General features: G+C 59.3%; 14 protein-coding genes and 1 pseudogene. 9 read left to right on the forward strand and 6 right to left on the reverse strand.

Annotated elements, in window-relative coordinates:
- Positions 1-19: 19 nt before the first annotated feature.
- Positions 20-856 (reverse strand): helix-turn-helix transcriptional regulator, encoded by an 837-nt coding sequence (locus IDH41_RS11625; protein ID WP_190861163.1) that lies wholly within the window; start codon positions 854-856, stop codon positions 20-22.
- Positions 857-1,018: 162 nt separating this feature from the next.
- On the opposite strand from IDH41_RS11625, the gene IDH41_RS11630 reads away from it, so the two are divergent.
- The 3 genes from IDH41_RS11630 to IDH41_RS11640 all read left to right on the forward strand — a co-directional run bounded on the left by IDH41_RS11630 (position 1,019) and on the right by IDH41_RS11640 (position 5,954).
- The gene (locus IDH41_RS11630) at positions 1,019-3,076 is read left to right on the forward strand and encodes a beta-galactosidase (RefSeq protein ID WP_190861165.1); all 2,058 of its coding nucleotides are present in this window, start codon (positions 1,019-1,021) and stop codon (positions 3,074-3,076) included.
- Between the two features lie 827 nt (positions 3,077-3,903).
- A complete protein-coding gene (locus tag IDH41_RS11635; protein ID WP_190861167.1) occupies positions 3,904-4,833 on the forward strand; it encodes an ABC transporter ATP-binding protein in 930 nt (309 codons plus the stop codon).
- A complete protein-coding gene (locus IDH41_RS11640) occupies positions 4,833-5,954 on the forward strand; it encodes an ABC transporter permease (RefSeq protein ID WP_223829659.1) in 1,122 nt (373 codons plus the stop codon). The genes IDH41_RS11635 and IDH41_RS11640 overlap by 1 nt, the downstream gene beginning before the upstream one ends.
- Before the next feature lie 72 nt (positions 5,955-6,026).
- Here IDH41_RS11640 and IDH41_RS31315 read toward each other — a convergent pair.
- Positions 6,027-6,965, reverse strand: a pseudogene (locus IDH41_RS31315) (cation diffusion facilitator family transporter); the annotation flags it as partial.
- Here IDH41_RS31315 and IDH41_RS31320 point away from each other — a divergent pair.
- Positions 6,912-7,520, forward strand: coding sequence for a hypothetical protein (locus IDH41_RS31320; protein ID WP_223829695.1), 609 nt, complete (start codon positions 6,912-6,914; stop codon positions 7,518-7,520). The pseudogene IDH41_RS31315 and the gene IDH41_RS31320 overlap by 54 nt on opposite strands.
- 932 nt (positions 7,521-8,452) lie before the next feature.
- Here IDH41_RS31320 and IDH41_RS11650 read toward each other — a convergent pair.
- Together IDH41_RS11650 and IDH41_RS11655 are read right to left on the reverse strand one after the other, a co-directional pair.
- Positions 8,453-8,818 carry an ArsR/SmtB family transcription factor gene (locus IDH41_RS11650; RefSeq protein WP_190861171.1) on the reverse strand — a complete coding sequence of 122 codons (366 nt, stop codon included), beginning with the start codon at positions 8,816-8,818 and terminating at the stop codon, positions 8,453-8,455.
- A gap of 104 nt (positions 8,819-8,922) precedes the next feature.
- Entirely contained in the window at positions 8,923-11,592 is a 2,670-nt protein-coding gene (locus IDH41_RS11655) for a glycoside hydrolase family 78 protein (RefSeq protein WP_190861173.1), read from the reverse strand.
- Positions 11,593-11,770: 178 nt separating this feature from the next.
- Between IDH41_RS11655 and IDH41_RS11660 the strand changes: the two genes are divergently transcribed.
- The 3 genes from IDH41_RS11660 to IDH41_RS11670 all read left to right on the forward strand — a co-directional run bounded on the left by IDH41_RS11660 (position 11,771) and on the right by IDH41_RS11670 (position 13,563).
- On the forward strand, positions 11,771-12,688 hold the full coding sequence (locus IDH41_RS11660) for an AraC family transcriptional regulator (RefSeq protein ID WP_190861174.1): 918 nt from the start codon (positions 11,771-11,773) through the stop codon (positions 12,686-12,688).
- On the forward strand, positions 12,676-12,837 hold the full coding sequence (locus tag IDH41_RS11665) for a hypothetical protein (RefSeq protein WP_190861176.1): 162 nt from the start codon (positions 12,676-12,678) through the stop codon (positions 12,835-12,837). Before IDH41_RS11660 ends, IDH41_RS11665 begins: the two co-directional genes overlap by 13 nt.
- Positions 12,838-12,918: 81 nt before the next feature.
- The gene (locus IDH41_RS11670; RefSeq protein WP_190861178.1) at positions 12,919-13,563 is read left to right on the forward strand and encodes a metal-dependent hydrolase; all 645 of its coding nucleotides are present in this window, start codon (positions 12,919-12,921) and stop codon (positions 13,561-13,563) included.
- 425 nt (positions 13,564-13,988) lie between these two features.
- On the opposite strand, the gene IDH41_RS11675 is transcribed toward IDH41_RS11670, so the two are convergent.
- Positions 13,989-14,918, reverse strand: a complete 930-nt coding sequence (locus IDH41_RS11675; protein WP_190861180.1) for a DUF4871 domain-containing protein — start codon at positions 14,916-14,918, stop codon at positions 13,989-13,991.
- A 5-nt stretch (positions 14,919-14,923) separates the two neighbouring features.
- Positions 14,924-15,478, reverse strand: a complete 555-nt coding sequence (locus tag IDH41_RS11680) for an RNA polymerase sigma factor (RefSeq protein WP_190861181.1) — start codon at positions 15,476-15,478, stop codon at positions 14,924-14,926.
- A 191-nt stretch (positions 15,479-15,669) separates the two neighbouring features.
- Here IDH41_RS11680 and IDH41_RS11685 point away from each other — a divergent pair, with 191 nt between their 5' ends.
- Both IDH41_RS11685 and IDH41_RS11690 read left to right on the forward strand, forming a co-directional pair.
- On the forward strand, positions 15,670-16,461 hold the full coding sequence (locus IDH41_RS11685; RefSeq protein WP_190861183.1) for a CAP domain-containing protein: 792 nt from the start codon (positions 15,670-15,672) through the stop codon (positions 16,459-16,461).
- Positions 16,462-16,596: 135 nt separating this feature from the next.
- Positions 16,597-17,310 (forward strand): GT-D fold domain-containing glycosyltransferase, encoded by a 714-nt coding sequence (locus tag IDH41_RS11690; RefSeq protein WP_190861185.1) that lies wholly within the window; start codon positions 16,597-16,599, stop codon positions 17,308-17,310.
- The last annotated feature ends 17 nt before the right edge of the window (positions 17,311-17,327 follow it).

Genomic DNA, 17,327 nt, shown 5'->3' on the forward strand with positions numbered 1-17,327 from the left:
TGCCGTACGTCCGGGCCGCTTACCCGTAAATCGACCGGTACTCGATCGGGGACAGTCCTTCGGACGCACGGAATACGCGGATAAAATAACTCGTCTGCGCGAAGCCGCAGCGGGCCGCGATTTCCGTCACGGTTAAGGACGTCGTCGAGAGCAGCAGCTTCGCCGCGACGATCCGGCATTCCGCGACGTAACGGTTCGGCGTCTTGCCCATGACCTGCCGGAACAGCCGCAGGAAATGATAGGGGCTGTAGCCGGCAAGCTCCGCCATCCGCTCCAGGCTCCACGGCTCCTCGCACCGGCGGCGGATATGGTCGGCGGCGGCGCGGATCGCGCTTTGCTTCTCCAGCGCCGACGATCCTTCCAGCCGCTCCGAATGCTGCGACAGCTCCACCAATATTTCGTAGAGCAGCGCCGAGAGGCGCGGCTCGCTGCCCGTCGCGAACGGACTCGCGCACGCATACATTTCCTCCGTAAGCTCCTCGAATCTCTCCCTGGCCGAGAACGTGAACAGCCATCCCCCGAACGCATCGGCTTCCCGCAGCATCGGCAGCGGCAGCTGCGTATCGAAGTGGATCCAGCGCACGTCCCACGGATCGCCCGCGTTCGCGCCGTACTGCTGGAACGCTTGCTTCGGGTACAAGAAGCCGTCCCCCGCCCGGAGCTCCAGCCTCTCCCCGCCGTTCCCGCTTACCGCGTACCCGCTCCCCGAGAAAATCAAATGCAAATTGTAATGCTTCAGCTGCCCCCGCTCTCTTCGCTCCGCGTGCTGAGGAAACTCGCTGTAACGCCCGAACAGGTCCGGATAGCAGACATAATGCGGAAAAACCGGCTTCGGCACGATAAAATGCTGGCGCAAACGCTTTCCCTCCTCTTGGCTCAAATTCGCAATTTTGTATTATGAATCGCAGGATCTTATTATTTACTGCCCGGATCTTAGATTTTACTATAAATAATAGCTGCACCAATTCGCAAGATATTCTCATCACCTTATCATAATTGAACTTAGGAGGAGCATTCCATGAAGCATACCGACGCGCTTAACGATTTGCGCCTTGGCGTCTGCTACTACCCCGAACATTGGCCGGAGGAGCTGTGGGACGACGACTTCCGACGCATGCGCGAGCTCGGCTTCTCGGTCGTCCGCGTCGCCGAATTCGCTTGGTCGATCTTCGAGCCCGAGGAAGGGGTCTTTCAGTTCGGGCTGTTCGACCGCGCGCTGGACCTCGCCCACAAGCACGGCCTCAAGGTCATTCTCGGAACGCCGACCGCCACGCCGCCGGCCTGGCTGACCCACCGCTACCCCGAGGTGCTGAACGCGACGCAGGAGGGCGTTACGCTCCGTCACGGCCTACGCCGACATTACAATTACAGCAGCCCGAAATACCGCGAGCTGTCCGCCGTCATCGTGCGCCGGATGGCCGAGCATTACAAGAACCACCCGGCCGTCGTCGGCTGGCAGATCGATAACGAATTCAACTGCGAGATCAGCGAATTTTACGCCCCCGCCGATCACGACGCGTTCCGGGAATGGTGCAAGGCGAAATACGGGACGCTCGATAAGCTTAACGAAGCTTGGGGCACCGTGTTCTGGAGCCAGACGTACACCGGCTGGGAGCAGGTGTTTCTTCCGCGCCCCACGCCGGCGCACAAGCAGCCGAACCCGCATCAGGCGCTGGACGAGAAGCGGTTCATTTCCGACAATACGATCTCGTACGCCAAAGTGCAGACCGATATTTTGCGCGAGGTCGTTCCCCATCACTGGCTGACGACGAACGGGCTGTTCGGCCACCTCGACAGCCACCGGATGAACGACGACCTGCTCGACTTCTTCAGCTACGATTCGTACCCGCAGTTCTCGACGATCTATTACGATTCGAACGAGGAGAACCGGCTTGCGGACCGGGGCTGGAGCCAGACGCTCGGCACGGTGCGCTCGATCTCGCCGAACTTCTGCATCATGGAGCAGCAGGCCGGTCCCGGCGGCTGGGTGAACCGGATGGATATGCCCTCGCCGAAGCCCGGACAGATGCGGCTCTGGACGTACCAATCGATCGCGCACGGGGCGAATATGGTGCTCTATTTCCGCTGGCGGACGGCGACCTTCGGCAATGAAATTTACTGGCACGGCCTTAACGATTACCATAACCGGCCGAACCGCCGCATCCGCGAAGCGGGGCAGATCGGGGCGGAGCTTGCCGAAGCCGGCAGCCGCATCGCTTCGACCCGCTACGCGGCCGATATCGCGCTCGTCCGCGATTACGACAATGACTGGGACGGCGAATACGACGTCTGGCACGGACCGTTCGCCTGGCAGAGCGGCAAGGCCTGGTTCAAGGCGCTTACCCGCCGCCATATCCCGAGCGACACGCTGTTCATCCGCGGCGGCACGACGATCGACGAGCTGAGACGCTACAAGGTGCTTGTCTATCCGCATCCGGCGATCATGCGCGATGAGACGGCGGCGCTGCTGGAGCAATACGCGCGCGAAGGCGGCATCGTCGTCTTCGGCTGCCGGACTGGCTACAAGGATGAGCGCGGGCACTGCTACATGCGTCCGTTCCCGGGCGCGGCGGCGGGGCTGTGCGGGATCAGCGTCGAGGAGTTCACGATGGTGAAGGGCTCGCGCGAAGCGACCTTCATGCAATGGGACGGAGAAGGCGGCGCGAAGACGCAGGCCGATTCGTTCAACGACGTGCTGCAGCCGGAGAGCGATACGGTCAGCGTCGTCGCCCGTTATTCCTCCGATTATTACGCAGGCAAGCCGGCCGTCACGAGAAACGCGATCGGCAAAGGCGAGGCGTGGTACTTCGGAGCCGTCTTCAACGAGGCGTCGGCCGGCCAGCTCATCGACCGCCTCGGCCTCTCTTCGCCGGCGGCCGGCTGGCTGGAACTGCCGGAGCAGGTCGAGCTGGCGATTCGCCGGGACGAGGCCGGCGACTTATGCTTCCTGCTCAACTACGGCGAGCAGCCCGCGGAGATCGCGGTCCGCGAGGAGCGGACCGATCTGCTCACGGGCCGCAGGCTGAGCGGCTCCGTCACGCTCGAAGGCTTCGGCGTAGCCGTGCTGAGCCGGTAACCGATATCTCATCCTGCGGCGGCGATGCCGCTGCGGGATGCGTTTTTTGCGCGCTGGGGCCGGGGCGGAGAGGCGCGACGGCGTGCAGCAAGCGGATTCGTTTCAATATTTACATTTAAACCGTGTATCGTCTACAATTTAGGCGGGTAGTTTCAAAATTTGAAACTAATCCTCGCTTTTTAAGGCAGTAGGCGGGAATTGGCTGGTTTAGTTTCAGAGTTTGAAATTAAAAGGCCTCGCTGCCCTTCCTGCTCTCGTTTACTTTCAAAATTTGAATTTAAGACAGTGAACGCCCCCGTCTCATGAGACGGTCATCGCTCCCTCCATTACCATTCTTTTTTCCGCCAACGCGTGCATAAGGCTTGAAACCGTCCTCGAAGCGGCAATCGTTGCTTCCGTCCCTCCTTCACGCCAGCCTTACTCCATTTCGAACGTTCGCACAATCCGATCGGCACCACTGCCGAGCCCCTGCGGCCACGCTGTATTTTGTGCAACAGAATCGACGGGTTGTTCTTGTCCCTTAACTCCGTCATTGGGAGGAATTCTCGCCGGTTCTTTTGCATTTCTGCAACGCTACCGGACTCGCGCCTACCCGCCATACCTCACCGATATTTCCGAACTCGCGCCTGCCCGCCATACCTCACCGATATTTCCGAACTCGCGCCTGCCCGCTTGCGGCCCGGCAGCACATTCCTCCCTCCGCCTCCAGACCGAGCGCAAAAGCATGCTTCAGGAGGTAGGCTCATAAGCTGGATTTGTTTTACAATGGTTATTGCGAATAAAAACCGACGGAAATAAGCAGACGACACTTTGCAGGAGGTACCCTTATGCCCGTATTGGAAGTTCGGAATTTGAAAAAATCGTACGGCCCGGTTACGGCCGTCGCGGACATCAGCTTCTCGGTGGAACCCGGGGAGGTATTCACGATTATCGGCCCGAACGGGGCCGGCAAGACGACGACGCTCGAGATGATCGAAGGGCTCGTCACCCCGGACGGCGGACAGATCGAATTCGGCGCGCTGAACTGGGCGAGAAACAGCGAGCAGATTAAAGTGACGATCGGCGTGCAGCCGCAATCGAGCGCTCTTTTCGACCTGCTGACGGTAGAGGAGAACCTCGACCTGTTCGCGACCTTTTATCCGAAATCGCGACCGACCGCTGACGTGCTCGACATGATCAGCTTGACGGATCAGCGCAACAAATACGTCAAGAAGCTGTCCGGCGGTCAGAAGCAGCGGCTGGCAATCGGCCTCGCCATGATCAACGACCCCGAGCTGATCTTCCTCGACGAGCCGACGACCGGACTCGACCCGCAGGCGAGGCGGAACATTTGGGACATTATTTTGAAGCTGAAGGCGCTTGGCAAAACGACGATTCTCACGACGCATTACATGGAAGAAGCCGAGAAGCTGAGCGACCGGGTGTGCATCGTCGACCAAGGCAAAATCGTCACGCTCGACACGCCGGCGGCTCTGATCGACCGGCTCACGAAGGAGCGCGAGGTCAGACTCACGCTCATGGACGGCGAATCGGCCGCGATCGAGACCGAGAAGACGGCCCTTCTTCAAACCGCCGTCGTTCGGACTGCCCGCGAGGGCGATTCGCTTCGACTATGGACGACGCAGCCCGAGGAGACGCTGTATGAGCTGTTCGGCTTCACGAAGGACCGCGGCTTTCGGGTCGAGCAAATTTCGATCCGCGAAATGAGTCTGGAAGACGTGTTCATTGCCTTCACCGGCAAAGAATGGAGGGACTGATGAATAACGCAAAGCAATTTTCCAAAATGTTCGCCGCTCAGGTCAAAATGATGTTCCGGGAGAAACAGGTCTGGTTTTGGAATATTTTCTTCCCCGTTATTTTGATGGTTATATTCATGGTCATCTTCGGCGGCGGCTCGAGCGACAGCTTTAAGGCCAAAATCGCCGTCGTCGACCCGCAGCCGAACGCGACGTCCGCAAGCCTGATCGAGCAGATGAGGCAAATACCGGTGCTCGAATTCAAGGAAGCGGAGCCGGTCGCCGAGGAGCTCGGCACCGAGTGGGTCGAAGAACAGGACATCGACGCGCTGATCGTTCTTCCGGCATCCGAAGGCGCGGGCGCGATCCGGCTCATCGTGAACAAGGAAGACGAGCGGGGCGTTACGACGCAGGCGGTCGCCGGCATTTTGGATAAGCTGATCCAGCAGGCCAATCTGGCCGCCGCAGGCGCGACGCCAAGCATCAACATGACGATGGAGGCCGTGTCCACGGGCGCCGACGATTTGAGCTATGCGGATTTTCTGCTGACGGGGATGATCGGGCTTTCGGTGGCGCAGGGCGGCTTGTTCGGGATGGTCGAGCTCGTCGACATGCGGCGGCGCGGGTTAATGACCCGGCTTCGGATGACGCCGGCCAATATGACGCTGTACGGAATGGCCGGCATGCTTGTCAAGCTTATGCTCGGCATTATTCAGATCATTATTTTGTCGCTGATCGGCGTGTTCGGCTTCGGCGCCAATCTGCATATTAACGTGTTCAGCCTGGCGATCGCCTTCATTGCCGGCGGCCTGGTGTTCAGTGCGATGGGCTATCTGTTCTCGTCGTTCAGCAAAACGATCGAGGCTTATATGGGGATGGCCAATATCGTCAGCATGCTCATGATGTTTCTAAGCGGCGTGTTCATCCCGCTCGAGACGATGCCGGACTGGCTGCAGCCGGTCGCGCAGGTGCTGCCGCTCACCTATTTCGTCGACGGCATGCGCGACGGCCTGATCTATGCCTCCGGCGTGGCGTCCGGAGCCTTTTGGATCGGAATCGGCATTATGGCGCTGTGGGGCGTCGTCTCCTTCCTCGTCGGCGCGCAAGTTTATAAGACGAAGTCGATATCGGCTACCAGATAAAGGACGATGGCGGAGAACAGAAGGACCGGATGCGCGGCGGGCGCTCCGGTCCTTCTGTATGATTTGGGTCCGTTATATTTTGCAGGCTGCGTGCCCAAGCCCCGGCTTCTCGACCTGAATCGTCGCATGCTCGATGCGGAAGTCCGCCGCGATCTGCTTGATCGCCTTCTGCAGCACCTCTTGGCAGTCGGTGTTCTCCTCGACGAGGAGATGGCAGCTTAAGGCGTCCAGGCCGGACGTGATCGTCCATATATGGAGATCGTGCACCTCCTTCACGCCCTTGATGGAGCGCAGCGTCTCGGTTACTTGATCCGCGTTCACATGGGCCGGCGTTCCTTCCATCAGGATGTGAACCGTCGACGTAATGATGCCCCATGCGCTTTTCAAAATAAGGAGCGCAACAACGACGCTGATGATCGGATCGACGATATACCAGGAGAACAAGGACATGAGAATGCCCGCCACGATCGCCCCTACCGAGCCGAGCGCGTCGCCGATGACGTGGAGGTACGCGCTGCGCACGTTCAAATTGTCCTTGACGTCCGCCTTGCGCATCAGAAACCACGCGCTGGCCAGGTTGGCCAGCAGGCCGATGATCGAGATGACCATCATTGTACCGCTCGCCACGGCGGGCGGCTCCGAGAAGCGCTTGACGGCTTCGGCAATGATGAACGCGGCTATGACGAACAGCGCCGCCCCGTTGAGCAAGGCCGCCAATATTTCGAAGCGGTGAAAGCCGTACGTCCGGTTCGGCGAAGCCGGTCTCGCGGCCATCCACATGGCGACAAGGCTTAGCGCCAGCGCGGCGGCGTCGCTCAGCATATGGCCGGAATCCGACAGCAGCGCCAAGGAGTTGGTGAGCAGGCCGCCGACAAACTCGAGTACCATGATGCCGCCGGTGATCAGTAGGGCAATAAGCAGGCCCGCTTTGTTGTTCGGCGCATGCGAGTGGCCGTGATGGCCATGGCCGTGATGGTGACCATGGTGGTGTCCGTGATGATGTCCGTGATGGGCGTGGGAATGGCCTCCGGCTCGATGATCGCGGGATTTGTCGCCGGCGCGGCTGCTTGCGGCATGGGCGTGATCATGGTCGTGATCGTGCCCGTCGTGGTCGTGGTCGTGCTTGCACGCTTCGCCATGCTCGTGCGCGTGGTCATGATCATGACTGCCTGCTTCCCTATGCTCATGCGCATTATCATGGTTGCACGCTTCAACTCGCTTGTGCGAGTGGCCATGATCATGACTGCTCGCTTCGCCTCGATCATGCGCGAGATCATGGTCATCACTGCTCGCTTCGCCTCGATCATGCGCGAGATCATGGTCATGGCTGCTCGCTTCAACATGCTCATGAGCTTGATCTTGATTCGGCTTGCTCGCTTCACCATGCTCATGTACTTGGCCGCGGTCCTGAGCTTGGTCTTCTCCTTGCCCGTCAGAAAGGCCGTCATGCCGCTCCTCGCTGCGTCCTTCGTTGCCTGCCTTGTCCATCCGCTCTCCCCCGTTCGATTCCTGAAGCGGCAGCGCTTCAACCTTAGTCGTGACTTTTTTAATCGCAATAACATATGAACACTTGTTCATATATATTATATGTAAAACGGCAAAAGCTTGCAACAGCTTTTTTTATCTGTCATTCGGCGCTTTTACGATAAACCGTCGTTACGTTGAATGAAGCCATGGGCAAATTGATCGCAACCGCGCCACTTCTTCAAATGGAGTATTGGCTTTATAGCTTCCTTTTTATGAGTTCCCCCGCCAAAACGCGCTCCATTCCGCCGCTTTCCCCGAATCAGATCTAATTTCTAGACCTGATCGCCCCAAACGCGCCAATTTCCCGCCATCAGGTCTAAATTTTAGACCTGATCCCCGCTTCCCCTGCCAATACGTGCTCCATTCCGCCGCTTTCTTCGAATCAGATCTAATTTCTAGACCTGATCGCCCCAAACGCGCCAATTTCCCGCCATCAGGTCTAAATTTTAGACCTGATCCCCGCTTTCCCCGCCAATACACGCTCCATTCCGCCGCTTTCCCCGAATCAGATCTAATTTCTAGACCTGATCGCCCCAAACGCGCCAATTTCCCGCCATCAGGTCTAAATTTTAGACCTGATCCCGCTTCCCCTGCCAATACGTGCTCCATTCCGCCGCTTTCTTCGAATCAGATCTAAATTTTAGACCTGATCATCGCTCACCTCACCAAAACGCACTTTATTCCGCCGCTCTCCGAGTCAGCGTCCCGCCGAACCCGCACATCCACCATCCTATGCGAAAATGCGGCACGCGGAAACACTTGGCCTTCGCCCCGCCAACGCGACGGCCTGCCCCAGCTCCGGATGCGAATCTCCCATCGCGAGAGGCGGCGCCGTTAAGGCCGGCAGCCGCGGCTGTGGCCGGGAGCCGTTCGTCAGTTAAAACGGCGGTGACCGCCTCAAGCCCTTGCAGGGCTCTTGAAGCGGTCACCGCCGTTTATTACGCTGCAGGCCATCCAGCGGCCGTCAGCGCCTATTCATGCTTCAAATGCTGCAGCGTCAGCAGAATGATCTGCTCCACATGGTCGTCGTCCAGCGAATAGAACACCGTCTTGCCGACCTTGCGGCGCTTCACAATGCGCATATTCCGAAGCAGCCGGAGCTGATGAGAGACGGCCGACTGGCCCATGGAGAGCACCTGCGTCAAATCGTGGACGCATAGCTCCGATTGGACGAGCGCATGAATGATTTTCACGCGCGTCGGGTCGCCGAGCGCCTTGAACAAATCCGCCAGCTGCCCGGCGGTCGTCTCGTTAATCAGCTTGCTGCGCACGCTCTCGATGCTCGCTTCGGAGCCCGTGCAGCTATCGTCGCAAGCGGCCGTAACCTGGTTATCCATCTACATCCCACCAAACCTGTCCGTATTGAAGCTATTATAGCATGATTCCGTTCACCCGGTGAAATGAAGGAAACGCTCGAAAACGGCTCAGCCGACTGCTCCTATTACCACTCGAATCGATAGCTTCCCGATCCGACCCTTACGGCCACGCCGCCCCCGGTCGCCGCGCCGTCCGACACGGCCGCGATGCCCGCCGCATCGCTTAGCTTCGCGCCGCTCTCGGTGACGGCAGCCGCGTCCGCGGCGCCCGGCAGGACGATCTCCGCCGTCGCGTTAGGCGGGATCGTTACCTCGAGCGCCATCCGTCCCTCGCCGATACGGCTCCACTTGGAGGCAAGCGTGCCGTACATCGTCTCCAGCCTGCCCTCCGCCCAGCTGAGGCCCTCTCCCGGCTGCGGCGCGATGCGGACGTGCTTGTAGCCCGGCGCGTCCTCCACGGCTTGAATGCCGGCAACCGTTCCGTACATCCAATCGCCGATCGCGCCGTACGCGTAATGGTTGAACGAGTTCATGTCCGCGCTCCAGAAGCTGCCGTCCTCCTTGATGCCGTCCCAATGCTCCCAAATGGTCGTCGCGCCCTTCGTCACCGGATACAGCCACGAAGGATACGTTTGCTGCAGCAGCAGCTTATAAGCGATGTCGCTGCGCCCGTGCGCGCTTAACGCGTGGTTCAGATAAGGCGTACCGACGAAGCCCGTCGTCAGGTGATACTCGCTCTTCTCGAGCAGCTCCGCCAGCTTGGCGATCGCGCGCGCCTCCGCCTTCCCGTCCAGCAGGCCGAACGTCAGGGCGAGCACCTGGGCCGTCTGCGTCGGTACGGCCAGCCTGCCGGAGGCCGTCACGAACTCCTCCCTGAAGGCGGCTACGACGTTGCCGTGCAGCTCGAGGTATTCGGCTGCATCGTCCGCCTTGCCGAGCGCCGCCGCGGACTTGTGAAGGAGGGATACCGAATACGCGTAGAAAGCGGTAGCGATCAGGTCCTTGTCGGTCGCGCCGACGTAATCGCCGGATTTCGCGTCCAGCCCGAGCCAATCGCCGAAGTGAAAGCCCGTATTCCACAAATAGCGATGATCGCCCTGATTTCGGATGTAATTCACCCATGCCTTCATACTGTCGTACTGCTCCTCCAAAATTCGCTTGTCTCCGTAGCTGACATAGATCGTCCACGGGCAGATGACGGCGGCGTCTCCCCAAGCGGAAGAGGAATAAGCGTCAGGCCCGAGCACATGCGGAACGACGAACGGAATGCCTCCGTCGCCCGCTTGCTCTGCCAACACATCGTTCAGCCATTTTCTAAAAAACGGCGCCACGCCCGACAAATACGACGCGGTGCGGATGAACATCTGCGCGTCCCCCGTCCAGCCCAGCCGTTCGTCGCGCTGCGGGCAGTCGGTCGGCACGTCCAGGAAGTTGCCTTTGAGCCCCCACTTGATATTGTGCTGCAGCTGGTTGACGAGCGGCTCCGAGCACGCGAACGATCCCGTATCGGGCATGTCCGAATGAAGCACGACGGCCGTAAAATCATCCGGGGACGCCGTCAACGGAAAACCGGTCAGCCTCACGTAACGAAAGCCCTGGAACGTGAACCGGGGCTCGAACGTCTCGCGTTCCCCGCCCCTTAGCACATATTTGATCGCCTGTTTCGCCGAACGTAAATTAGCCGTGTAGAAGTTCCCGTCGGCGTCCAGCACCTCGGCATGGTGCAGCGTCACCTCCGTGCCGCTTCTCCCCTCCACCTCGAACCGGACCCATCCGACGAGGTTTTGCCCGAAATCGAGCACGGCCTCTCCCTTCGGCGTCGTGAGCAGCGCGATCGGCTTCAGCTCCTCCCGTTTGCGAACGGGCTCGTTGATCTGAGGCGTCAATGCCTCCTTGCTCCGCGGAAGCGTCTCTACCGCTTGCCAGCCATTCGCATCCTCCGGATAGCCCGGCGTGCTCCAGCCGGCGCGTTCGAGCCGGGCGTCGTACGTTTCGCCGTGATAAATTTCCGACATGAGTATCGGTCCCGTCGCGGCCTTCCACGTCCGGTCCGAGACGATCATCTCCTCCTGTCCGTCCTCGTAGACGACGCGAAGCTGCAGCAGCAGCGCGAGCCGGTCGCCGTACACGCACTTCTGGTCGCTCCAGGCCAGGTTCCCTTTGTACCAGCCGTTGCCTAGCATCGCGCCGAGCGCGTTGCGGCCGGGAGCGAGCAGCTCCGTGACGTCGTACGTCTGCGTCTGAATCGTATGCTCATAGCTGGTCCAGCCCGGCGTAAAATAACGGTCGCCCACCCGCTGCCCGTTCAGTTCCAGCTCGTAGAGGCCGAGCGCGGTCGCGTACAGCCGCGCCTGTCTGACCGCTCCCCTCAGCTCGAAGCCCTTGCGCAGCATCGGAGCTGCTTCCGCTTCGGGCGGCAGCAGCTCCAGCGGCGCCGCAATCCATTCGCCTGCCCACTCGCCCGGCGCAAGGACGCCCGTCTCCCAGAACGCGGCCGCCGACCAAGGCGACGGCTCGCCCGCTTCGTCCCAAGCCCGCACGCGGTAATAATAGCGTTTACAGGATTGCGCGGCGAAATCGCCCAGCTCCGCGTGAACGGAGCGATCCGATTCGACGCGCCCCGATTCCCACAATTTGCTCTCGAAATCCGCGTCTTCCGCCACTTCGATTTGATAGGCGGATTGGCGGACGCCTCTCCTCTCCGAAAGCAGCTTCCAACTAATCCGCGGACGAACAACCCCGATGCCGACCGGATTTTTTTGATACTCGCAGCTAAGCTCCTCAACCTTGAACATGACCGAGCCCTCCCGTGAATGGCTAAATTTGCTTGGCGGCTTTCCATGCCTGCCTGCCTTCCCCTATAATTATAAAAAAGCGAAGCGAAAGATTTGCAGGCATAACGGACATGATCATTCGGTATTTCGGACTTTTCTAAAACGCGAGCCCAAATCGTCGGCAGGTGGGAGGAACGTCATGAACCGACCGGTAGAAACGTATCGCGGGGAGCATTTTTTCGGGCAAAATCTGCTGCTGTTCGTCAACCGCAATAACGAGGATTTTCTGAATCCGTACCACAACCACGATTTTATCGAATGCACGTACATCGCGGAGGGCACCGGCTTTCACCATATCGGCGACAGCGTCCACAAGGTGCGCAAGGGGCATGTGCTCTTCATTCCGATCGGGCAGCCGCACGTATTCCGGCCGGTCTCTCCGAATATCGCGAGGAACCCGCTCAGCGTCTACAATTGCGTGTTCTCCCCGCAGCTGCTGCGCAAGCTTGGCGCGTTCGCGACGGACTACGGCTTGCTTCGGTTTCTGCGCGAGATGGAGGACGGGCAGCTGCCTCCCTTCGCGTTCACGGACGCGAACGATGAATACGAGAAGCTGTTCCTCGCGCTGCACCGGGAATTCATGCTCCGGCAGAGCGGCTCGGCCGATTATATGCACGCCCTTCTGCTGCAGCTGCTCGTCCTGCTTCAGCGTTCGATGGGGCAGACCGGCGCGCAGCCCCCTCCGAAGCAAACCGCGTTCGGCGAGCTGCTCCACTATTTGGACCGGCACTGCGGGCAGGAGCTGACGCTCGCGCAGCTCGCCGAGGCCAGCCGCTGGAGCGAACGCCATCTGCAGCGGCTGTTCCGCCGGCATACCGGACAAAGCTTCCTCCGCTGCCTGCAAAATATCCGCATCCGCAAAAGCCAGGAGCTGCTGCGCGGCTCGCAGCTGAAGATCGGCGCCATTGCCGAAACGGTCGGCTACAAGGACATTCATTCGTTTAATTCGCTGTTCAAGCGATGCACGGGCATGACGCCCGGCGCATACCGCAAAGAAGCGTCCGCGGGAGCGGCGCTTCGCGACAAGGAGGAGCCGGACCTATCGTGTTTACGTTAATCGAAAAGCTCTATCTGCTGCGGCTTCTGAAGGCGCAAAGCCGAAGACGATTCTTCTTCTTCCGCAAGAAGGATCCGTCCCATGACCGGCTGGTCGAGAAGCTGGAACAAATGATCCGCAACGAGCAAGTCAACCGCGAACAGCTGTAACCGGCGCGGAAGGCCGGCGCGAGTCTTGGCGGCGCAAGCTGCGCCGCGCAACATCAAGCTTAGTCAGTCACGGGAGGCGTTATGACAGGCAAAACCCATCTTCTCATCGGCGCGGCCGTCGGAGCGGCGGTTGCCGCTTCGCATTCATACGGCGACGATCGCGCCGCGCTAATTGTCGGCGTTGCCGGATTCTCCGCCCTGGCGGCCGATCTGGACGGCACGGGCATGCTCAGCAGCAAGCTAAGCAAGCTGTCGAAGCTCCTCCGCGAGGCGGCGCTTTGGGGCGGCATTTTGTTCATGGCGATCGTCTCTTATTTGTTTCTCGCCGGGCAACCGGTATCGCCCCTGCTCGGGCTGGGCGGCGCGGCCGCTTTCCTGCTCGGGCTCGTCATGAAGCAGGGCTTCATCCGGAACGCGCTCGTCAGCTTGGTCGGCATCGGCTTCATGTACGCCGGCTACGAGAGCCGGATGATCTGGCTCATCGGCTTCGGGTTGTTCGTGGCGTGGGTGCCGTGGCTGAAACATCGCGGTCTCACCCATACCGTCTGGGCGGTTCCGATCTGGGCGGCCATCGCCTGGGGGCTCGAGCGGCAGCTTGGAGCCGAAGGCGTCATGGAGGCCGCCGCGCTCGGCTACTTGTCCCATCTCGTCGCGGATACCCTAACGCCGAGCGGCGTCAAATGGCTTTATCCGATCGTCAAGAAATCGTTTAAGATCCGACTTTGACGAAAAAGAGCAGGGCTGCGCCCGTCAACGCACAATGCTGCGCCTCACCTCTGCTCGCCGAGGGCAAAGCCTGCGATTGTGCAGTCTTTACGCGATCGATGAAGCGGCCGAATGGAGTGCCTGCATATGTACACCCATTCCGGGATGCGAGCCCCCGCTTTTGTGCTTTCCAAGCGAAAAAAGATGTACATTCGCAGGTACTTGCTTCGCTCCAAACATGAAGCGCTCTAAAGCCTGCGCATTTGCAGGATTCGAATTGCGACGCGCTGCCTGGGCAGATCGCTCGGCGGCTTTCGCGCGGCGGCTCAAGCGCGAAGCGCATCATCCGCGCAAAAATCAGACCGGAAATCACGAATGGCGATGTCCAGAACTTCGGCATCGCCATTCGTTGATCAAGCGGACCTCTAAATAAGCAACTAAATTTTTTAGGATCGTTCTTCGTCCTCTTTCACCTCTACCACGATGCTGTCGAACAGCAGGCCGTCAATAAAAGGCAGCAGCCGCCACACGCCCGCCTCCGGCAGCGCCATCATGCTCGGAAGCGTCCGGTCCGCGCCGTTCACGCCGCCGCCCAGCCCCGAACCGGAGAATACTTCGATCATTCGATCGTCGCCTTTCTTGACGGCCATCACGGTTAGCTCGCCGTCAAGCTCCCCATCCTCTCCCCAGAAATGCCACAAATATTTATTGGCCTTCCCGGCGACAAACCCGGGGTCGATGAATCCTACCTTCCCCTCTATGCCTCTCATCGAATAGCTTCCCGACTTGAACGTCGGGCTTATATCCCAGGAAGGCTCGCTCAAGGACAAGACGACGTCGCCGTAACGCTCGCCGTCGAGCGCTACTTCGTAGCGCCACAGTCCGCCAAGCGGAAGCGCGAAGCGCGCGGTAAACCGCTCCAGCCCTTCGTACCCGCTGCTTGGCTCCATAATTTCAACGGGACGGACCGCGTCTGCCTGCTGCCCCGTTCGAAGATGGGTCGCCGCGATCGACAGCTTTTTGCCCCGAAATTCGGAGAAAGGCGCCGCGAACCGAAAAATATAACCCGCCTGAACCCCGGCCCTAAGCTCGGGCTCGGGAAATACTTGAAACCTCGTCTCTCCGTTCACGTTATAGACGCTTCGTTCCGCAGCCTGGCCGCCGAGTGGCAGCATCCCGTCCATGCGGAACAGGAGAAAGATCAGCGCGCCCGCCGCCGCAGCCGCAAGCAGCCACGGCAGCGTCCTTATTTTGCGCCTGCTTTCCCGCTTGATTCGCTTCCTGATCCCGGTCTTCAACGCCTCCGTAAAATGCTGCTCGCCGAAAGGCCGCTCCTTCAAGGCTTCGGCCCAATCCGGTTTGTCCATGTCCGCCATGCCCTTCACTCTCCCCTCGTCTCCGCTTCCAGCAACGCCGCCATTTTCCGCTTCGCCCGGTAGAGACGCGACTTGACCGTTCCCTCCGAAACCTGCAGCGCGGCGGCGATTTCGCCGATCGGCAAGTCGAGGTGATAGGCGAGGATAACGGCCTCCCTGAACTTCATCGGCAGCGCCATGACGCGCTCCCACAGCTCGCGCGCCGCAAGCTTGCGAAAGGCCGTTTGTTCCGCCGAAGGCGAGCGATCGGGCTCGGGCACCCATGCGCCGGTTAACGTCACTTTTCGAATAAAAGCGTTCTTCCGGTAATTAAGCGCCTTGTTGCGCGTTATGCCGAGAATCCAGCTCTTGATCGAACACTCGCCGCGAAACGCGTAAAGCCGGTTGTAAACGATCAGAAACACGTCCTGCGAAATATCGCCCGCCGCGTCCGCGCGCCGGGTCAGGAAGAACGCGAAGTTCCATACGTCCTCGCCGTATGCCGTCATGAGGTCCTCCAATACGAGGTCCCGGTCGCAGCCCGGCGCCAAATACCGCACATAATGCTTCTCCGCATCCACATTCATTCACCTCTGACAATAAGACCGTTCGGCCTGCAAAAAAGTTCCCGCGGGTTTGCCTTTTTTTTCGATAAATCCAAATCAGCTAATTCCATCCTTGGCGGTCCGCGGCGGATAGCCGGCGCCTCTCCCGGAAAAAATACTTTTGAAACGGCCTAATGATTACACTAACTTATCGGAGGTATGACTACATGAAGAAGTACGTCGCGATCGCCGCCCTTCTGCTCGTAACCGCAGGCTGCACGGCTAACAACGATAATAATGGGATGAACGGAACGAATGGCGCGAACGGGACAAACGGAACGACGCATCAGCAAGCCGCGAAAAACCCGGTCCGCATGAACTATTCCGCTCGTTCCTTGAAGCAAGCGACCACGGTCACGCAGGCTTCTTCGGTATCAACGCCAGGGGCCAACCGTTACTCCGTTTCCATGCAGCAGCTCCCGGGCAACTTGATGGGCAATCTGCCGGACTGGCTGGTCGACTACTTCCCGGTCCGTACGCCTTCCGGCCAAGTCCCTTCGGTTGGCCGCACACCGGCCGGGCAAAATCCGGCGACTCCGAACCCGGGAGCGGGACAAAACCAAAATCCGGCGCCGAAGCAGCCGGCCAACGCATCCGCATTCGAGGAGCAGGTGCTGCAGCTCGTGAACCAGCATCGCTCCAGCGCCGGCTTAAGTCCGCTTAGCATGGACGGCAATCTGTCGAACGTCGCCTTGGCCAAAGCGAAGGACATGGTCGAAAACAATTATTTCGACCACAATTCGCCGACGTACGGTTCTCCGTTCGATATGATGAAGCAGTTCGGCATCACGTACCGCTCCGCCGGCGAGAACATCGCAAAAGGACAATCTAGTCCGGAGCAGGTCATGAACGATTGGATGAACAGCCCAGGCCACCGCGCCAACATTTTGAACAGCAGCTTTACGAAGCTCGGCGTCGGCTTCTACAACAACGCATGGGTCCAGCATTTTACGGGATAATACCGGATGCCCCGGGCATGGCAAACAGGCTGCAGCGCACGCGCGTTGCAGCCTTTATCATTCGCCCAACCCGCTCTCCTTATTCCTCATATACTGAACATGTATGCAAGGAATATTGGAAGAGAGGCAGCGAACATGTCCAAACGATTGACCATTACGCAAGTCATCAAGCGAATCGAGTATGACTTGAAGCACCGTAAGCCGCTCTCCCTCGTTCGGATCGGGGACGGCGAGAACATTGTTTTGGCCCAAAATTCGGTATGGACGATGAACAAAGTCATGAAGCAAATTTGGGCGCGCAAGGCGCAGGCGGGACAGAAGGGCATCTCGTTTCCCGACATGCAGCTTCGAAACCGATTGGCCGGCTCTATTCGCAAGGCGGACATCGTCGGCATTCTCCCGAAGAAGGACCGGATGATCAAGGCGCCGGCCTATTTGAAGAGAACGCTAACCGACCGGGTCTTCCGCCATTTCAAGCTGAAGCCGAAGCTGGTCTGCCATGCCTGCGTCAACCGCATCGTAACGAAGAGGCGGGATTTCTGGAGCATGCTTCGGAAACAAAGAATTCTCGTCATTACCAGCGATCCCTACGCCATGAAAGCCATTCTGGAGCGTTCTCCCTATAAGCTGAACGTTACCGCAGCGCTTCCCTTGATACACTTCCAGCAAATCGATTGGGTTTTGGAAAGGGTAGACGATATGAGAAACGATTTCGACGTCGCGCTCATTTCCGGCGGCGTGAACGCCGTTATTCTCGCACCCGGCATCGCCAAATTAACCGGCAAAGTCGCCATCGATTTCGGCAAGGCTCCCAAACTGATGGAAAAAAAGAAAAAGAACGGGCATTAATGACTTTCGCCCCGTTC

The sequence above is a fragment of the Paenibacillus arenilitoris genome (genome assembly GCF_014705655.1).
GTDB classification, from domain to species: Bacteria; Bacillota; Bacilli; order Paenibacillales; family Paenibacillaceae; genus Pristimantibacillus; species Pristimantibacillus arenilitoris.